Here is a 16,554-nt window from a genome sequence, read left to right as displayed (position 1 = left end):
ATGGTGCTCCTCATCGCCGCCCCGCTCGCGCTCGCGCTGGTCGCGCTCGCGATGCCCTCCGCCCGGCGCCGGCCGCTGGTGCTCCTCGCCGGCGCGCTGGCCCACGCCGCCGGCGTCCTGGCGCTGCTCGCCGCCCCGCCGCCCGCCCGCGAGGGCGCCTGGCTCGCCTTCGACCCGCTCGCGCGCGTCACGCTGCTCACCGCCACCGCGCTGTTCCTCGCCTCGGCGGTGTACGCGCAGGGCTACCTCGCCCGCCGCGCCGACCGCGACAACCGCGTGTTCGTGGGCGGCCTGCTGGTGCTGCTCTCGGCCATGACCACGGTGGCGCTCTCGCACCACCTCGGCCTGACCTGGGTGGCCATGGAGGCGAGCACGCTCTCGACCGCGCCGCTCATCTACTTCAACCAGAACGCCCGCTCGCTCGAGGCCGCCTGGAAGTACCTGCTCATCGGCTCGCTCGGCATCGCGCTGGCCCTGCTCGGCACGTTCTTCCTGGCGCTCGCCGGGGCGGGCCCGGGCGGCCCGAAGTCGCTGCTGGTCGAGGACCTGCTCGCGGCGGGCGGCGCGCTGTCGCGCCCCTGGGTGCGGGCGGCGTTCGTGTTCCTGCTGGTGGGCTACGGCACGAAGATGGGCCTCGCGCCGCTGCACTCCTGGAAGCCCGACGCGTACGGCGAGGCGCCGGGCATCCTCGGGGCGCTGCTCGCCGGCGGGCTCACCAACTTCGCGTTCGTCTCGGTGGTGCGCGTGTTCCAGGTGACCCTCGCCGCGGGCGAGGGCGCGTTCGCGCGCGACGCGCTCATGGCGCTCGGGCTGCTCTCCATCGGCCTCGCGGCGGTGTTCGTGGTGGGCCAGCGCGACTTCAAGCGCATGCTCGCGTACTCCAGCGTCGAGCACATGGGCATCCTCGCCATCGGCGTGTCGCTGGGCGGCGCCGCCACCGCCGGCGCGTTCTTCCACACCATGAACAACGGCCTGACCAAGGGCGTGCTGTTCCTGTCGGCCGGCAACATCCACCGCGCCTTCGGCTCGAAGTCCACCGACGAGGTGCACGGCGCCGGGCGGCGGCTGCCGCTCTCCGGGCCGCTGTTCCTGGCCGGCTTCCTCGCCATCACCGGCTCGCCGCCGTTCGGGCCGTTCTTCAGCGAGTTCGCCATCGTGAACGGCGCGTTCGGCGCCGGGCGCTACTGGGTGGGCGGGCTGTTCCTCGCGTTCCTGGCGGTGATCTTCGTGGGCATGGCCGCGACGGTGCTCGACGTGGTGCAGGGCGACCCGTCCGACGCGCCGCGCGTGCCCGGCACCGGCGACAGCTGGCTGACCGCCGGGCCGCCGCTCGCGCTCATGCTGGTGGTGCTGGCGCTGGGCGTGTTCCTGCCGGCGGGGCTGAAGGACCTGTTCGGCGCCGCGGCGGCGCTCGTCGGGGGAGGCTGGTGATGGCCCGGACCACGACCGCGAGCGCGGGACAGGGGCCCGCGCCCCGCGCCAGCGACGTCCTCGAGACCTGGAACGGCGAGCCGGTGGACGCGCGCGCGGTGCCGGTGCACGAGCCGGCCCGCTTCAAGGAGATCGTGCTCGCCGCGCACCGCGGCGGCGGGCGCCTCGCCGCGCTGTTCGGGCGCGAGGACGGCGACGGCGGCGTGCTCGTCACCGCGGTGCTGGCGGACGACCCGGAGGGCCGCCTGGCGCTGCTCGCCACCCGCGCCGCGGACGCGTTCCCGTCGATCGCGGCCGAGCTGCCGGCGGCGCAGGCGTTCGAGCGCGAGCTGGCGGAGCAGTGGGGGCTGCGCCCCGAGGGCCACCCCTGGCTGAAGCCGCTCCGCTTCGAGCCGCCCCGGCGCGAGGCGCCGGATCCGTTCGGCCGCGCGGACCCGCGCGCCACCCTCCCCGGCGAGTACCCGTTCTTCCGCGTCGAGGGCGAGGAGGTGCACGAGGTCGCGGTGGGGCCGGTGCACGCGGGCATCATCGAGCCGGGCCACTTCCGCTTCCAGTGCCACGGCGAGCGCGTGTTCCACCTCGAGATCGTGCTCGGGTACCAGCACCGCGGGGTGGAGCGGCTCCTGCGCGGCGGGCCGGACCGGCGCTCCATGGCGCTCGCCGAGTCGATCGCCGGCGACACCGCGGTGGGCCACGGGCTCGCCTACGCGAAGGCGATCGAGTCGCTCTCCGGGATGGCGCCGACCGCGCGCGCCATGTCGCTGCGCGGGATCGGGCTCGAGCTGGAGCGGGTCGCGAACCACGTGGGCGACCTGGGCGCGCTGGCCGGCGACGTGGGCTTCCTGCCCACGGCCTCGTACTGCGGCGCGCTCCGCGCCGAGTACCTGAACGCGGTGGCGGAGATCTGCGGCAACCGCTTCGGGCGCAGCCTGGTCTGCCCGGGCGGCGTGAAGCACGACCTCGACGCGGAGGCGGCGCGCGCGCTGGCGGCCCGCGTCCGCGCGGCCTGGGAGAAGACCCGGCGCGCGGCGTCGCTCATGTTCGAGTCGCCCTCGGTGCGCGCCCGGTTCGAGGGCACCGGCACCGTCCCCACCGCGCTGGCGCAGGAGCTCGGGATGGTCGGGCCGGCCGCGCGCGCGAGCGGCGTGGACCGCGACGTCCGCCGCGACCACGCGTTCGGCATCTACCGCTTCTCCCACGTGGCGGTCACCACCGCCGAGAACGGCGACGTGCTGGCCCGCGCGCTCATGCGGCTGCTCGAGTCCGAGCGGAGCGTCGAGTTCGTGCTCGACCAGCTGGAGCGGCTGCCCGGCGGCCCGTCGCGCGCGGCGCCCGGGCCGCTGGCGCCCGGCGCGCTGGTGGTCTCGATGGTGGAGGGCTGGCGCGGGGAGATCGCCCACGTCGCGGTCACCGACGCGCAGGGGCGGCTCGGCGCCTACAAGGTGAAGGACCCGTCCTTCCACAACTGGTTCGGGCTCGCCATGGCGCTCCGCGACGGCCAGATCTCCGACTTCCCGCTCTGCAACAAGAGCTTCAACCTCTCCTACGCGGGGCACGACCTGTGATCGACATCCTGAAGTTCCGGCTCGGCTACGGGAACCAGACCGTCGCCTTCCCCGACGGCCCGCCGCGCTTCCCGGCGCGGTTCCGGGGCCGGCCGGTGGTGGACCCGTCGCGCTGCGAGGCCGGCTGCGCCGCCTGCGTCGAGGCGTGCCCCACCGACGCCATCCTCGATCCCGGCACCGCGGCGATGCGGGTGGACCTGGGCCGCTGCACGTTCTGCGGCGACTGCGCGGCCGCGTGCCCGCCGGGCGCGCTGCGCTTCACCGGCGACCACCGCCTCGCGGCCCGCTCGCGCGAGGCGCTGGTGGTGTCGCGCGACGCGCCGGTGCTCGCCGAGGCGCTCGACCAGGAGCTCCGGCGGGTGCTGGGCCGCTCCCTCAAGCTCCGGCAGGTCTCGGCCGGCGGCTGCAGCGGCTGCGAGGCGGAGCTGAACGCGTCCGGCAACATCCAGTTCGACGTGGGCCGCTTCGGCGTGCAGTTCGTGGCCTCGCCGCGCCACGCGGACGGGATCGTGGTCACCGGGCCGGTGACCGAGAACATGCGGCTCGCGCTGCGGCAGACCTGGGAGGCGGTGCCCGCGCCGCGCATCGTGATCGCGGTCGGGGCCTGCGCCATCTCCGGCGGGCCGTTCGCGGGCAGCCCGGTGACCTGCGGCGGCGCCGCGGCCGCGCTCGACGGGATCCCGGTGGACCTCTACGTCCCCGGCTGCCCGCCGCACCCGATCACGTTCCTGGACGGGATCCTGCGGCTGCTCGGGCGCCTGAAGTAGCCGGCGCCCGCGTCAGGCGCCCCAGCCGCTCGGCGCGGGCCGCGCGTCCTCGCGCGGCGCGTGCGGCGGGAGCAGGAGCGGCTCCTCGGGCATGGCGATCCAGAGCGCCACGTAGACCACGATCCCCCAGCCGCCCAGCACGACGGAGAGCAGGAACGCGAGGCGGATCGCGGCGCACGGCACGCCGAAGCGGTTGGCGAGCCCGCGCGCGACGCCCGCGATCATCCTGCCCTCGCGGGCGCGGGTCCACTCGCGGAACGGCGGGCGGCCCACCATCCAGCTCGTGCAGGCGGCGCAGCGGGTCGCGCCGGGCGCGTTCTCGGTGCGGCAGTACGGGCAGAGCATCGTTCGGCCTCCTCCGCGACCTTACGCACGCCCCGGCCGGTTATTTCGCGCGGGCCTCGGCGCGCCCGAAGGCGCCGGCCCAGAGGCTCGCGCCGCCGGGCGCCTGGACCACGCGCTGCCGCCGGAGCGGCAGCCCGTAGTGCTCGAACAGGCGCACCAGCTCCTCGGGCACCACCGGACGGGCGGCGCGCTCGATGAGGCGCAGCGCCTGGGAGGGGGGCTCGGGCGCCTCGCCGCCCGGCAGGCGCAGGACGATCGAGCAGGTGCCGCCGTCGGCGAGCCAGCCGGCGATGCGCCGCACCAGCGGCTCCGGGTGCAGGTACTCCAGCACCAGCGCGGCGTGGACGAGGTCGAACGTGCCGGGCGGCGCGCGCCAGGCCTCCGCGTCGGCGCAGTACAGCTCGAGGCGCGGCCCGAGGTGGAAGAACCGCTGCCGCGCGATGGCGAGGTACTGGAGGTTGACGTCGAGGCCCACCACGCGCGCGGTGACCGACGGGTCCACGTGCTCCAGGCCGTCGCCGGTGGCGCAGCCCACCACCAGCAGCCGGTCCGGCTGGGCCGAGAGGTAGGCCTCCTGGAAGAGGGCGTCGAGCGTCGAGCGGAGGTCCAGGCCCTCCGGGCCCAGGTATCGCGCGTGGTCGGCGGCGGGGACCACGGTCCACGGGTTCGGAGCGCGCATCGGCGCTACCCTACCCCGAAACGGCTGGCCGCGAGCGCGCACGGCGGCGGGCGGGCCGGACCGGGTGTCGCGCAACCGGCGGCCGTCGCCTACCCTGGAGACATGCGCGTGCGGCGGCTCGAGCCCGCGGACCTGGACGCCTGCCTCGACCTGTTCGCGGCGGTGTGCGCCGAGCGCCGCTGGCTCGCGACCGAGCCGCCGGTGGACCGCCGCGAGGTGCGCCGCGGCTGGGAGGCGCTGCTCGGGACCGGCGAGGGGACGCTGCTCCTGGCCGAGGCCGGGGCGGGCGCGCCGCCGGCCGGGTTGGCGATGCTGGTGGGCCGGACGCTGCCGCAGCTCGGCATGCTCGTCGCCTCCGGCAGCCGCCGCCAGGGCGTGGGGGACGCGCTGGTGCGGGCCGCGGTGGGCTGGGCGCGCGCCGCCGGCGCGCGGGAGCTGGTGCTGCACGTCTTCCCGCACAACACCGCCGCCCGCGCGCTGTACGCGAAGCACGGCTTCGCGCAGACGGCCGTGCTCCGCCGGGCCTTCCCCCGCAGCACCGGCGAGCGCTGGGACGCGATCCGGATGACGAAGCCGCTGCGCGCCGGCGGGGACGGCGGCTAGCGGAGCGCGAGCTCCATGTAGACCGCGCCCGCCACCGGGTGCGCGGGGTACGGGGCGATCTCGCGGAACCCGAGCCGGCGGTAGAGGGCGAGCGCGGTCTCCATCCTGTCGGGCAGCGTCTCGAGCCGGACGGCGCGGTACCCCGCGGCCCGGGCGGCCTCGCCGAGCCGCAGCACCAGCGCGCCGCCCGCCCCGCGGCCGCGGGCGGACGGGCGCAGCCAGAGCCGCCGCGCCTCGGCGGTGGTCGCGTCGAGGCGGCGCAGCGCCGCGCAGCCGACCGGCACGTCCCCGTCGAGCGCGAGCAGCACGCACCCGTCCGGCGCGTAGCGCTCCGCGAGCGCGGCGAGCTCCTGCTCGAAGCCCTGGAAGCACACCGCCGCGTCCACCCCCTGCTCGTACTCGCGGAACAGCGCGCGGACGGCCTCGAGGTCGGCGGGGAACGCGGCGGGGCGGATGGTGAGGGCCGGGGGTGCCATGCGCCCTCCCTCCTACGCCGGCGCGCCGCGCGCCGCCAGCACCAGCTCGGTGCGCAGGTCGTGGAGGCCGCGCTCCAGCCCCACCGGGAACTGGTGCGGGTTCACGAACCGCTTCACGCCGGCGTGGAACCGGGCGAGCTGCGCCTGCGTGCGCGCCCGCACCGCGTCGAGCGGCGGCGGCGCGTAGACCTGCCGCCCGCCGCGGAACACCGGGACGAGCAGGTCCTCGGCCGGCGTGCCCTCCGCGAGCTGGCGGCGGCGCGTCGGGTCGAGCGGGTCCACCATCACCGGCGACGCCGGCAGGCCGGTGAGCTCGTCGTAGACCACGTCGGCGAGGAAGCCCTGCGGGCCGGAGAACCGGCGCACCTGCAGGAGGCCGGGGATGGTGGTCTTGGCCGCCTGCTCCGAGACCTTCACCCGGGGCTCCCAGCGCGCGTCCGCCGACGCGCGGACCGCGCCGAGCTTGTACACCCCGCCCAGCGCGCCGTCGTCCTGGCCGGTGACGAGCCGCGTGCCGACGCCCCACACCCCGATGCGCGCGCCCTGGTCCTTCAGGCTCTGGATGATGATCTCGTCGAGCTCGTTGGACGCGTACACCGCCGCGCGCGGGAAGCCCGCCTCGTCGAGCATGCGCCGCGCCTGGATCGACAGCCAGGCGAGGTCGCCGGAGTCGAGGCGCACGCCGAGCAGCTCGTGCCCGCGCTCCCGCAGCCAGCGCCCCACCTCGACCGCGTTCCGGATGCCGTCGAGGCTGCCGTAGGTGTCCACCAGGAACACGCAGTTCGCCGGCATCGCCTTCGCGTACTCCAGGAACGCCTCGCGCTCGCCCGCGTGCAGCATCACCCAGGAGTGCGCGTGGGTCCCCTTCCCCGGGATCCCGTAGAGCCGCGCGGCCAGCGTGTTCGAGGTGGCGGCGCAGCCGCCCACGTACGCGGCGCGGCTCGCGGCCAGCCCGCCGTCGATGCCCTGCGCGCGCCGCAGCCCGAACTCGAGCACCGGGTCCCCGCCGGCCGCGAGGCACACCCGCGCGGCCTTGGTGGCGACGAGCGTCTGGAAGTTCACCACCGCGAGCAGCGGCGTCTCGAGCAGCATGCACGGGATCACCGGCCCGGTGACGCGCACCAGCGGCTCGGTGGGGAACACCACCGTCCCCTCCGGCACCGCGTCCACGTCCACGTCCACCTCGAGCGCGCGGAGCGCGTCGAGGAAGCCGGCCTCGAACAGCGGCGCGCCGTCGGCGCCGGCCTGCGTCGCCAGCCAGGCGAGGTCCTCGTCGGAGAAGCGCAGGTGGGCCACCAGGTCCATGGCGTGCTCGAGCCCAGCCGCCACCGTGAACCCACCGTGGAACGGGTTCGACCGGAACGAGAGCGTGAACGAGGCCTGCTTCGCCGCCGCGCCGCTCTTCCAGGCCGCGTAGGCCATGGTCAGCTCGTAGTAGTCGGTGAGGAGCGCGAGCGAGGGGCGGTAGAGCTGGGACGGGACGGGCATGCGGTCTCCTGACGCGCCACCCCGGGTGCAGGCCGGAACCTCTTTGCTTGCTTCGGCGCGGCGCGGCAATAAGTAGCCTGCCACCGGAGGCCTCGCACCCATGAACGATTTCCTCGGCGTCGTCACCCCCTTCGATCTCGGCCCCGGCCGGACCGGCAAGCTCGTCTCGCTGCCCGCGCTGGAGCGCAAGGGGTTCGGCCCCATCTCGCGGCTCCCCGTCTCGCTGCGCGTCGTGCTCGAGTCGCTCGCCCGCAACGCGGACGGGCAGCGCGTCACCGAGGAGGACGTGCGCGCGCTCGCGCAGTGGAAGCCGCGGGCGGAGCGCACCCGCGAGGTCCCGTTCGTCGTCGGCCGGGTGCTGCTGCAGGACTTCACCGGGGTGCCGCTCCTCGTGGATCTCGCCGCCATGCGCGCGGCGGTCGCGAAGCTCGGCAAGGACCCGATGATCGTCGAGCCCATCGTCCCGGTGGACCTGGTGGTGGACCACTCGGTGCAGGTGGACGCGTTCGCGTCGCCCGAGGCGCTCCGCTGGAACATGGACCTCGAGTTCGACCGGAACGTGGCGCGCTACGAGTTCCTGAAGTGGGGCACGCAGGCGTTCGAGCGGCTGCGCATCGTCCCGCCCGGCATGGGCATCTGCCACCAGGTCAACCTCGAGTTCCTGGCGAAGGGCGTGCTGGAGAAGGACGGGGTGTACTACCCGGACACGCTGGTCGGCACCGACTCGCACACGCCGATGGTGAACGGCCTCGGCATCGTGGCCTGGGGCGTGGGCGGCATCGAGGCCGAGGCGGCCATGCTCGGGCAGCCGACGTACTTCCTCACCCCCGACGTCGTGGGCGTGCACCTGACGGGCGCGCTCCGCGAGGGCGTCACCGCCACCGACCTCGTGCTGCGCGTCACCGAGGTGCTCCGCAAGGCCCGGGTGGTCGGCAAGTTCGTCGAGTTCTTCGGCGCCGGCGCCGAGACGCTGCCGGTGCCGGAGCGCGCCACGCTGTCGAACATGGCGCCGGAGTACGGCGCCACCATGGGCTTCTTCCCGCCCGACGAGCAGTCGCTCCGCTACCTCGAGCAGACCGGCCGGCCGAAGGAGGTCGTGGACACGTTCCGCGCCTACTACGCGGCGCAGGGCATGCTGCGCATCCCGCGCCCCGGCGAGGTGGACTACTCGGAGGTGATCGAGCTCGACCTGGGCAGCGTGCGCCCGGCGGTGGCCGGGCCGAAGCGCCCGCAGGACCGCATCGAGCTGCCCGCGCTGAAGCAGACCTTCCGCGAGCTGTTCTCGCGCGCGGACGCCACCGGCTACGGCAAGCCGGCCGCCGAGCTGGGCCAGCGCCACCGCCTGCCGTCGGCGCCGAGCGGCCAGACGCGCCCCGGCGGCGGCCTGCAGGACCCGGACAGCGCGCCGGACGGCCGGCGGAAGAACACCAGCACGCTCAGCGAGACGGAGATGATGAACAACCGCCCCACGCCGGATCCGGTGGGGCTGGTGCCGCGCCTCGCCGACGGCGACGTGGAGGTCGGGCACGGCGACGTGCTCATCGCCGCCATCACCTCCTGCACCAACACCTCCAACCCGAGCGTCATGCTCGCGGCCGGCCTGCTCGCCCGCAAGGCGGTGGCGAAGGGGCTCGCGGTGAAGCCCACCGTGAAGACCTCGTTCGGCCCCGGGTCGCGCGTGGTCTCGCGGTACCTCGAGCGCACCGGGCTGCAGAAGGACCTCGACGCGCTCGGCTTCAACGTCGTCGGCTACGGCTGCACCACCTGCATCGGCAACTCCGGGCCGCTCGACGGGCGCATCGAGAAGCTGCTCACCGAGCGCGACCTGGTGGGCGCGGCGGTGCTGTCGGGCAACCGGAACTTCGAGGCCCGGGTGCACCAGTCCATCAAGGCCAACTTCCTGATGAGCCCGCCGCTGGTGGTGGCGTTCGCCATCGCCGGCACGGTGGACATCGACCTCGAGCAGGAGCCGCTCGGCACCGGCAAGGACGGGAAGCCGGTGTACCTGCGCGACGTGTGGCCCACCCTCGAGGAGGTGGAGGCGCTCCGCGGCGCGGCGGCGGATCCGGAGCAGTACCGGCAGAACTACGCCGGGTTCTCGCAGAACGACCGCTGGAACGCGCTGCCGGTGCGCGGCGGCAAGCTGTACGAGTGGAACCCGGAGTCCACCTACATCCAGCAGCCGCCCTACTTCGAGGGCTTCGGCCTGTCGGCGGGCACCATCCGCGAGATCGCCGGCGCGCGGCCGCTCGCGATCTTCGGCGACTCGGTCACCACCGACCACATCAGCCCGGCCGGCTCGATCAAGCCGTCCTCGCCGGCGGGCAAGTACCTCCAGTCGCTGGGCGTGTCGGTGGCCGACTTCAACAGCTACGGCGCGCGCCGCGGCAACGACCACGTCATGGTGCGCGGCACGTTCGCGAACGTGCGGGTGAAGAACCTGATGGTGCCCGGCGTGGAGGGCGGGGTGACGCGCCACCAGCCCGACGGGGCGCAGCAGCCCATCCACGACGCCGCCGTGCAGTACGCGCGCGAGGGCGTTTCGCTGTGCGTGGTGGCCGGCCAGGAGTACGGCACCGGCAGCTCGCGCGACTGGGCGGCGAAGGGGCCGATGCTCCTCGGCATCCGCTTCGTGGCGGCGCGGAGCTTCGAGCGCATCCACCGCTCCAACCTGGTGGGCATGGGCGTGCTCCCGGTGCAGCTGCCGGAGGGCGTGTCGGCGGCGACGCTGAAGCTCGAAGGCAGCGAGACCTTCGACCTGCTCGGCATCTCCGAGGGGCTCGCGCCGCGGCAGGCGGCCCGCCTCGTCATCCACCGCGCCGGCGGTGCGCGCGAGGAGGTCCCGGTCACGGTGCGGATCGACACGCCCATCGAGGTCGAGTACTACCGGCACGGCGGCATCATGCAGTACGTGCTCCGGCAGCTCGTGCAGCGCGCCTGACGGCGTCCGACCGCGCCGCCCGCGCGCCGCCGCACCGGCGGTGCGCGGGTGTGGGCGTGCCGTCCGGGGCCGGCCGCTTCCTTGCCCGCGCCGCGCGGCGGGCGTAAGAACGCCGGCCATGCCGCTCCACACCCTGCTCGCGTTCGTCGCCCTCGCCGGTTCCGCCCTGCTCTTCGCGACCGGCGGCCGCGTGCTCGCCACCATCGCGCTCGTGGCGAGCGGCCTCGAGGTGCTGATGGCCCTGGGCGCGCTGCAGCTCCGCGTCGTGCAGCTGCCGCTCGGGCTGGTGCTCGGGCTCGCGCTCGCGCTCCCCGGGCTCGTCGCCTGGTTCCGCGCCACCGCCAAGCCGGCCATCTCCGCCGCGACCGTGGTCGCGCTGGTGGGCACGGTGCAGGTGGTCGCGTACGCGGCGCTCCACCGCTGAGCGCGGCCGCCCGCCGGCTCAGCGCAGGACGCGCGCGAGCGCGAACACGCCGGCGAGCCCGAACGCCGCGATCCACACCACCAGCCAGGTCACGCCCCAGCCGTCGCGCGCCGGCACCGCCGGCGCGGGCGGCTCGGCCGCGTGCAGCGGCGGCTCCGGCGTCGCCAGCAGCTCGCGCGAGCGGTCGAGGTCCATGGCGGGCACCATGAGGCGCAGCGCGCGGGTGCCCGGCAGCAGCGCCGCGTCGGCGCCGTCGCGGAACGCGGCGGGGATGCCGTCCGCCTCGAGCATGCCGCGGGCGAGCTCCGCCTCGGCGCGCGTCCAGTAGACGGCGACCGTCCGGTACTCCGACGAGTGCTGCGCGCTCCCCTCGCGCTGCGACCCCAGCTCCACGCTGCCCCCCAGGCCCCACGATGCTGCCAAACTCTCGCGCGCCGGTCCAATGCGGGCTCGCCTGTTCGTGCGAGCTGCACGTTCGGTCGCCCGCCAACGGGCGAGGCCGGACGCCGGGGCACGGACCCAACGTCACGCGGCGCGGACCGTGGGTCCGGGCCGCGCGGCCGCCGCGGGCGCCGTCCCCATCCGCCAGCGGAGCAGCGGCGGCGTGACGAGCGTCGTGACGAGCACCATGGCCACGATGGCCGCGAACGCGCCCGGCCCGAGCAGCGGCCGCCCGCCGGCGGCGAGCGACATGCCGATGTTCGCGAAGATGAGCCCCACCTCGCCGCGCGGGATCATCCCCAGCCCCACCGCGAGCCGGTCCACCCCCGGCGTCACCACCGCGAGCGCGCACGCCTGCTTGCCGGCGATCGCCGCCGCCGACAGCGCGCCCGCGAGCGCGAGCGAGCCGGTGCCCAGCGCGCCGAGATCGACCGCCAGCCCCATGCGCACGAAGAACAGCGGCACGAGCACCGCGGCCAGCGGGGTGAGGCGCTCCTCGAGCCGCTCCTCGCCGCCGCTCAGCTCGGCGAACGGCACGCCCTCCAGCACCAGCCCCGCCGCGAACGCGCCCACGATCGGCGCGAGCTCCACCGCCGACGCCGCCCAGGACAGCCCGAAGCACACCACCAGCGCCAGCGTGAACAGCACGCCCTGTCCGCGGAGCCGCGCCGCCACCGCGAACAGGCGCGGCGCCGCCCAGCGCCCGGCCACCAGCGCGGCGCCGAGGAAGCCCACCGCCTTCGCGCCGACCCCCGCCAGCGCGGCGAGCGTCCCGGAGCCGCCCCCGCCGCCCGCCAGGCCCACCATCACGGCGAGCACCAGGAGCCCGAGCACGTCGTCGATCACCGCGGCGCCGAGGATGATCTGCCCGGCCGGCGAGCCGATGCGGCCCATGTCGCGCAGCACGCGGGCGGTGATGCCGACGCTGGTGGCGGAGAGCGCCGCCCCGAGGAACAGGTGCGCGAGCGGGCCCGCCTCCGGCAGGAGCCACGCGCCCACGCCGTAGCCGAGCGCCATCGGCACCACCACGCCGATGCACGCCACCAGGAACGCGGAGGCGCCGACCTTCACCAGGCTCGCGAGCCGCGTGGAGAGCCCGACCTCGAACAGCAGCAGGACGACGCCCAGCTCCGCGAGCGCCTCCAGGACCGGGTCGTGCGCCAGCCCCTCCAGGCCGTGGACGCCGGCGGACGGGAGCGCCCCCAGGGCGACGCCCGCGAGGAGCTCGCCGAGGACCGGCGGCTGGCCGAGGCGGGCCGCGAGGACGCCGCCGAGCTTCGCGGCGGTGAGCAGGACGGCGAGGGCGACGAGCAGGTGCGCGATCACGGTGAGAGCCTCCAGGGCGCCGGGTGCCGGCGGTCCGGGCAGCGGCGGCGGCGGGCTGCCCGGATCGGCGGCGGTGGCCGGCCGGAATGGCCCGCCACCGCGGTCCGCCGCGGGCGAGGTGCATCGGGCAGACCATTCCACCCCGCCAGGCGCCGGCGGCCCGGCGGCCGCCGAGGCCCTCGGGGACCGCCCCGGTCCGCCCGTGTCAGAGGGGCCGGCTAGGGTCCGCTCGCCGTCCCTTCCCCGCGCCCGTGGCCGTGATCGGCCTGGCGCGACCGGGGACGGGGTCCGCTAGGTGGAGGTTCCGAGAATGGCCGTGAAGGTCATGGTGGCACCCGCGATCGTGAAGGGCGAGCTCGACAAGCCGCGGGCTCCCGGCCGGCAGAAGGAGCCCGGCGACGCCGCGAAGCCGAGGCGGCGCCGCTCCTCGGTCTACGACGCCGACGGGAACGAGGTGTTCATCACCCTCATGTGCCTGAAGTGCCACAAGATGCGGCCGCTCTCGCAGTTCGGCCTGCGGCGCATGGCGGACGGCGCCATCCGCAACCAGCCGTGGTGCCGGACGTGCCGGTCCGGGACCGCCGAGAAGCCGCGCAAGGGGGCTGCAGAAACCGTGGAGTCCCCCGCGGTGGAGGCCCCCCGGGCCGCGAACGGGGTGGCCGCGCCGGGCGAGCCGGAGCGCAAGCGCGCCTCGGGCGCGGTGGCCGCCGAGGTCGCCGCCGCCCTGGCGGCGGGCCGCGGCTAGGGACGCCGCGGTCGCGCGCGGCGCCGAGCGGCATTTGGTCGCGGCGCTGCGCGCTCCGGCGAGCGCCCGCCCGCCGGCACGCCCTCCGGAGCCGGGGCGGACGGCGCGTTCGCCTGCGAGCGAAAGCCGAGGATTTGCCGGGCGCTGCCCACGCACATCGGCGCCATTGACCAATCGCGCGGGCTGAAGTGGACCGGTCCGGGCGCTCGCCCGGCGCCTTTCAAAACGTAAATAGACCTTTGTGCTCCACGACTTACGGGCCCTTTCCCGTTTGCGCCATCCCCGGGCCCGCGAGTAGGATTCGGGCCCTCGCGTTACGAACTTCCAAGCAACTCAAACCTTCAGACAGTTGGCCGGAGTGACCATGGCTGAGTCCACGCTGAAGCAGGTGCTGAAGCAGAAGATCGAGGCGTTCCGCCCGCGGACCCAGAAGCTGAACAAGGAGTTCGGCGAGGTGGTGATCGACAAGGTCAACATCGGCCAGGCGATCGGCGGCGCCCGCGACGTCCGCTGCCTCGTCACCGACATCTCGTACCTCGACCCGCAGGAGGGCATCCGCTTCCGCGGCAAGACGATCCCGGAGACCTTCGAGGCGCTGAAGGCGCACGTGGTCGCGGGCTGCGAGATGCCGACCGTCGAGAGCTTCTTCTACTTCCTGCTCACGGGCGAGATCCCGACCAAGGAGCAGGCGCAGGAGGTCTTCGCGGAGTTCAAGAAGCGCGAGCCGCTCCCGCAGTACGTCATCGACGTGCTCCGCGCCATGCCGCGCGACTCGCACCCGATGGCAATGTTCTCGGCCGGCATCGTCTCGATGCAGCGCGAGTCGGTGTTCGCGAAGCGCTACGGCGAGGGCAACCTCAAGAAGACGGACATGTGGGACCCGATGTACGAGGACGCGATGACGCTGGTCGCGCGCCTCCCGGTGCTCGCCGCGTACATCTACCGGATGAAGTACAAGGGTGACACGCACATCCCGTGGATCCGAACCTCGACCTCGGCGGCAACTTCGCCAAGATGATCGGGCAGGTGAAGCCGTACGACGACGTGGCCCGCATGTACTTCATCCTCCACTCGGATCACGAGTCGGGGAACGTCTCGGCCCACACCGCGCACCTGGTCGCGTCGGCGCTGTCCGACGCGTACTACTCCTACTCGGCCGGCATCAACGGCCTCGCCGGCCCGCTGCACGGCCTCGCGAACCAGGAGGTGCTCGGCTGGATCCAGCAGACGATGAAGAAGCTGAACAACCAGGTGCCCTCGAAGGAGCAGCTGAAGCAGTTCCTCTGGGACACGCTGAACTCGGGCCAGGTGATCCCGGGCTACGGCCACGCGGTGCTCCGCAAGACCGACCCGCGCTACACGGCGCAGAACGAGTTCGCGAAGAAGCACCTGCCGAACGACCCGCTCTTCCAGCTCGTGAACATGATCTACGAGGTGGCGCCGGGCGTCCTCACCGAGCACGGCAAGACCAAGAACCCGTGGCCGAACGTGGACGCGCACTCGGGCGTGATCCAGTGGTACTACGGCGTCCGCGAGTGGGACTTCTACACCGTCCTCTTCGGCGTCGGCCGCGCGCTGGGCGTGCTCGCCAACCTCGTGTGGGACCGCGGCCTCGGCTACGCCATCGAGCGGCCGAAGTCGGTCACCACCGAGATGCTGGAGAAGTGGGCGCACGAGGGCGGCCGGAAGATCTAGGCCCGCGCTCCGCAGCAGCCTGAACGCACGAAGGCCGCCCGCGAGGGCGGCCTTCTCGTTTCCTGGGCCCGGGGCCCTCGAGGTCTCCGCCCGCGCGGCCGCCGGCGCGCCCCGCCTCGCGGGGGCGCCGGCGCGCGCGCCGGGATCAGCGCGCCGCGGGGAGCGCCGCGGGCGTGGCGGGGACGGCCGCCGGCGCCTGCGTCGCGGCGACGGCGCCGCCGAGGGCGGCGTCGAGCGCGGTGCGGCGCGCGTCGAACGCCGGCTTGCGGGCCGGGTCCAGCGCGGCGTGGCGGATCTTGTGGATCTCGAACGGATCCAGCACGCGGCCGTCCGGCGCCTCGAGCTGGTAGTGCAGGTGCGGCGCGGTCGAGTGACCGGTGTTCCCGGACAGCGCGATCTGCTCGCCCTTCTTCACCCGCCGGCCCGGGACCATGTCCTTGGGCAGCACCTCGAGGTGCAGGAAGATGGCGTGCCGCCCGGAGGCGGGGTCGCGGATGTCGAGGCAGTTGCCGTTCCCGGCGAAGTTCCAGTTCCGCCGCTCGATCACGCCGTCGAACGTGGCGAACACCGGCGTGCCGGTGGGCGTGCGGAAGTCCACGCCCTTGTGGCGGCGGCCGTCGCGCAGCAGCGAGGTGACCTGGTCGTACTCGTGGATGGGCGCGTCCACGAGTAGCTCCTCGAGCTCGGTGCCGTCCGGGCGGTAGTAGCGCGCCCAGCGCGCGCCCTCGGGCTGGAAGCGGTAGGCGGCGAACACGCGCCCGAGCTTCTGCGAGGCGAACCGCACCGCCTCGACCACCGGCTCGCCGGACGCGGGCAGCCCCTGGGCGGCCGGCGCCGGCGGCGAGTACAGGATCTCGATCCGGTCGCCCTTGCGACCGTCGCGCGCGACGCGGAGGTCCCAGACGAGGAGCCGGTTCACCACCTGCGTGAGCTGCTCGCCCAGGTCCCGGTCCTCGGGCGGGAGCGCGCGCTGGATCGACTCCTCGAGCGCGCCGGAGAGCGTCGCCACCACCCGGCGCGGCCCGGCGGGCGCGGCGGGCGCGGGGGCCGGCGCCGCGGCAGGCGCGGGCGCAGGGGCGGCGGCGGTGGCGCCGGCGTCCGGAGCCGCCGCGGCCGGCGCGGCGGCGGCCTGCTGCGCGGCGCCGGCGGGCGCGGACGGCGCGGGCGCCTGCGCGGCGGGCGCGGCGTCGCCCGGAGACGATCCGCCGATCGCGAACCGGCCGCCGGGCGCCGTCAGGCGGCCGAGCACGATGCCGGCGACGAGCGCGACCCCGAGCGCGAGGCCGAGGCCGGCTCGGCGCGCTCCGGGCCGGGGCGTGTGCCCCGGCCTGTGGGGAGGCGGATCGATGGAGAGGCTGACCATGTGAGGGGCTCCGGGTGTGCGGGAGGGCGGATGATAAACGGGCGACCGGCCCGCGATCTTCCGCCCAAGGGACGCCCCGCGCGCTCCCTCGCGGGCCTGCCGCGCGCATCCCCCGTCGGAGCGAGCGATCGGCAGTTCGACCGGGGTGCCCTGCGAGCGCAGCGAGCCCGCGGGGACCTCGCGCGAGCCCGCGCAGGCGGGCGCGCGAGGTCACGGGCCCCGCGCAGCAGGGTGGGGCCCCGACGAGCTGTGCTCGGCGGGGCGG

16 protein-coding genes are annotated in these 16,554 nt (G+C 75.1%); 9 read left to right on the top strand and 7 right to left on the bottom strand.

What is annotated here, in order from left to right; translation table 11 throughout:
- From ACOQFB_RS02155 to ACOQFB_RS02145, 3 genes are read left to right on the top strand one after another with little or no spacing between them, the layout of a single operon-like run.
- The gene (locus ACOQFB_RS02155) at nucleotides 1-1,431 is read left to right on the top strand and encodes a proton-conducting transporter transmembrane domain-containing protein (RefSeq protein WP_421610747.1); all 1,431 of its coding nucleotides are present in this window, start codon (nucleotides 1-3) and stop codon (nucleotides 1,429-1,431) included.
- Complete coding sequence (locus ACOQFB_RS02150; RefSeq protein WP_421610746.1) at nucleotides 1,431-2,996, top strand: hydrogenase large subunit; 1,566 nt, start codon at nucleotides 1,431-1,433, stop codon at nucleotides 2,994-2,996. Before ACOQFB_RS02155 ends, ACOQFB_RS02150 begins: the two co-directional genes overlap by 1 nt.
- A complete protein-coding gene (locus ACOQFB_RS02145; RefSeq protein WP_059438084.1) occupies nucleotides 2,993-3,763 on the top strand; it encodes an NADH-quinone oxidoreductase subunit B family protein in 771 nt (256 codons plus the stop codon). Before ACOQFB_RS02150 ends, ACOQFB_RS02145 begins: the two co-directional genes overlap by 4 nt.
- A 12-nt stretch (nucleotides 3,764-3,775) precedes the next feature.
- Here the strand turns inward: ACOQFB_RS02145 and ACOQFB_RS02140 are convergent, their stop codons facing one another.
- Both ACOQFB_RS02140 and ACOQFB_RS02135 read right to left on the bottom strand, forming a co-directional pair.
- The gene (locus ACOQFB_RS02140; protein WP_059438085.1) at nucleotides 3,776-4,108 is read right to left on the bottom strand and encodes a PspC domain-containing protein; all 333 of its coding nucleotides are present in this window, start codon (nucleotides 4,106-4,108) and stop codon (nucleotides 3,776-3,778) included.
- A gap of 40 nt (nucleotides 4,109-4,148) precedes the next feature.
- Nucleotides 4,149-4,787: a class I SAM-dependent methyltransferase gene (locus ACOQFB_RS02135; protein ID WP_059438086.1), complete on the bottom strand. Its 639-nt coding sequence runs from the start codon at nucleotides 4,785-4,787 to the stop codon at nucleotides 4,149-4,151.
- A 102-nt stretch (nucleotides 4,788-4,889) separates the two neighbouring features.
- Between ACOQFB_RS02135 and ACOQFB_RS02130 the strand changes: the two genes are divergently transcribed.
- On the top strand, nucleotides 4,890-5,390 hold the full coding sequence (locus ACOQFB_RS02130) for a GNAT family N-acetyltransferase (RefSeq protein ID WP_059438087.1): 501 nt from the start codon (nucleotides 4,890-4,892) through the stop codon (nucleotides 5,388-5,390).
- Here the strand turns inward: ACOQFB_RS02130 and ACOQFB_RS02125 are convergent.
- Nucleotides 5,387-5,866 (bottom strand): GNAT family N-acetyltransferase, encoded by a 480-nt coding sequence (locus ACOQFB_RS02125; protein WP_494492437.1) that lies wholly within the window; start codon nucleotides 5,864-5,866, stop codon nucleotides 5,387-5,389. The two genes, ACOQFB_RS02130 and ACOQFB_RS02125, sit on opposite strands and share 4 nt — an antisense overlap.
- 12 nt (nucleotides 5,867-5,878) lie before the next feature.
- Nucleotides 5,879-7,354: a nicotinate phosphoribosyltransferase gene (locus ACOQFB_RS02120; protein ID WP_421610744.1), complete on the bottom strand. Its 1,476-nt coding sequence runs from the start codon at nucleotides 7,352-7,354 to the stop codon at nucleotides 5,879-5,881.
- A 100-nt stretch (nucleotides 7,355-7,454) separates the two neighbouring features.
- Here ACOQFB_RS02120 and ACOQFB_RS02115 point away from each other — a divergent pair, with 100 nt between their 5' ends.
- Both ACOQFB_RS02115 and ACOQFB_RS02110 read left to right on the top strand, forming a co-directional pair.
- Nucleotides 7,455-10,295 carry an aconitate hydratase gene (locus ACOQFB_RS02115; protein WP_421610743.1) on the top strand — a complete coding sequence of 947 codons (2,841 nt, stop codon included), beginning with the start codon at nucleotides 7,455-7,457 and terminating at the stop codon, nucleotides 10,293-10,295.
- 118 nt (nucleotides 10,296-10,413) lie between these two features.
- Nucleotides 10,414-10,719, top strand: coding sequence for a hypothetical protein (locus tag ACOQFB_RS02110; protein ID WP_011422714.1), 306 nt, complete (start codon nucleotides 10,414-10,416; stop codon nucleotides 10,717-10,719).
- Between the two features lie 18 nt (nucleotides 10,720-10,737).
- On the opposite strand, the gene ACOQFB_RS02105 is transcribed toward ACOQFB_RS02110, so the two are convergent.
- The gene (locus ACOQFB_RS02105) at nucleotides 10,738-11,112 is read right to left on the bottom strand and encodes a putative signal transducing protein (protein WP_059438091.1); all 375 of its coding nucleotides are present in this window, start codon (nucleotides 11,110-11,112) and stop codon (nucleotides 10,738-10,740) included.
- Between the two features lie 132 nt (nucleotides 11,113-11,244).
- Nucleotides 11,245-12,486, bottom strand: coding sequence for a cation:proton antiporter (locus ACOQFB_RS02100; protein WP_421610742.1), 1,242 nt, complete (start codon nucleotides 12,484-12,486; stop codon nucleotides 11,245-11,247).
- 310 nt (nucleotides 12,487-12,796) lie between these two features.
- Here ACOQFB_RS02100 and ACOQFB_RS02095 point away from each other — a divergent pair, with 310 nt between their 5' ends.
- The 3 genes from ACOQFB_RS02095 to ACOQFB_RS02085 all read left to right on the top strand — a co-directional run bounded on the left by ACOQFB_RS02095 (nucleotide 12,797) and on the right by ACOQFB_RS02085 (nucleotide 14,926).
- On the top strand, nucleotides 12,797-13,231 hold the full coding sequence (locus ACOQFB_RS02095) for a hypothetical protein (protein WP_421610741.1): 435 nt from the start codon (nucleotides 12,797-12,799) through the stop codon (nucleotides 13,229-13,231).
- A 364-nt stretch (nucleotides 13,232-13,595) separates the two neighbouring features.
- Nucleotides 13,596-14,249 carry a citrate/2-methylcitrate synthase gene (locus ACOQFB_RS02090; protein ID WP_494492436.1) on the top strand — a complete coding sequence of 218 codons (654 nt, stop codon included), beginning with the start codon at nucleotides 13,596-13,598 and terminating at the stop codon, nucleotides 14,247-14,249.
- A complete protein-coding gene (locus ACOQFB_RS02085; protein WP_494492435.1) occupies nucleotides 14,207-14,926 on the top strand; it encodes a citrate (Si)-synthase in 720 nt (239 codons plus the stop codon). The genes ACOQFB_RS02090 and ACOQFB_RS02085 overlap by 43 nt, the downstream gene beginning before the upstream one ends.
- Before the next feature lie 145 nt (nucleotides 14,927-15,071).
- On the opposite strand, the gene ACOQFB_RS02080 is transcribed toward ACOQFB_RS02085, so the two are convergent.
- Nucleotides 15,072-16,289 (bottom strand): M23 family metallopeptidase, encoded by a 1,218-nt coding sequence (locus tag ACOQFB_RS02080; protein WP_421610740.1) that lies wholly within the window; start codon nucleotides 16,287-16,289, stop codon nucleotides 15,072-15,074.
- Nucleotides 16,290-16,554: the final 265 nt, after the last annotated feature.

The organism is Anaeromyxobacter sp. Red801, assembly GCF_049201065.2.
Classification (GTDB): domain Bacteria; phylum Myxococcota; class Myxococcia; order Myxococcales; family Anaeromyxobacteraceae; genus Anaeromyxobacter.
Note: the sequence above shows the minus strand (reverse complement) of the source record. Positions and strands in the feature narration are given on the sequence as shown.

Bases quoted from the DNA above. Each gene is read 5' to 3' on its own strand.
- ACOQFB_RS02155 (WP_421610747.1), top strand. From the start codon at position 1: ATGGTGCTCCTCATCGCCGCCCCGCTCGCGCTCGCGCTGGTCGCGCTC.
- ACOQFB_RS02150 (WP_421610746.1), top strand. From the start codon at position 1,431: ATGGCCCGGACCACGACCGCGAGCGCGGGACAGGGGCCCGCGCCCCGC.
- ACOQFB_RS02140 (WP_059438085.1), bottom strand. From the start codon at position 4,108: ATGCTCTGCCCGTACTGCCGCACCGAGAACGCGCCCGGCGCGACCCGC.
- ACOQFB_RS02135 (WP_059438086.1), bottom strand. From the start codon at position 4,787: ATGCGCGCTCCGAACCCGTGGACCGTGGTCCCCGCCGCCGACCACGCG.
- ACOQFB_RS02130 (WP_059438087.1), top strand. From the start codon at position 4,890: ATGCGCGTGCGGCGGCTCGAGCCCGCGGACCTGGACGCCTGCCTCGAC.
- ACOQFB_RS02125 (WP_494492437.1), bottom strand. From the start codon at position 5,866: ATGGCACCCCCGGCCCTCACCATCCGCCCCGCCGCGTTCCCCGCCGAC.
- ACOQFB_RS02120 (WP_421610744.1), bottom strand. From the start codon at position 7,354: ATGCCCGTCCCGTCCCAGCTCTACCGCCCCTCGCTCGCGCTCCTCACC.
- ACOQFB_RS02115 (WP_421610743.1), top strand. From the start codon at position 7,455: ATGAACGATTTCCTCGGCGTCGTCACCCCCTTCGATCTCGGCCCCGGC.
- ACOQFB_RS02110 (WP_011422714.1), top strand. From the start codon at position 10,414: ATGCCGCTCCACACCCTGCTCGCGTTCGTCGCCCTCGCCGGTTCCGCC.
- ACOQFB_RS02095 (WP_421610741.1), top strand. From the start codon at position 12,797: ATGGCCGTGAAGGTCATGGTGGCACCCGCGATCGTGAAGGGCGAGCTC.
- ACOQFB_RS02090 (WP_494492436.1), top strand. From the start codon at position 13,596: ATGGCTGAGTCCACGCTGAAGCAGGTGCTGAAGCAGAAGATCGAGGCG.
- ACOQFB_RS02080 (WP_421610740.1), bottom strand. From the start codon at position 16,289: ATGGTCAGCCTCTCCATCGATCCGCCTCCCCACAGGCCGGGGCACACG.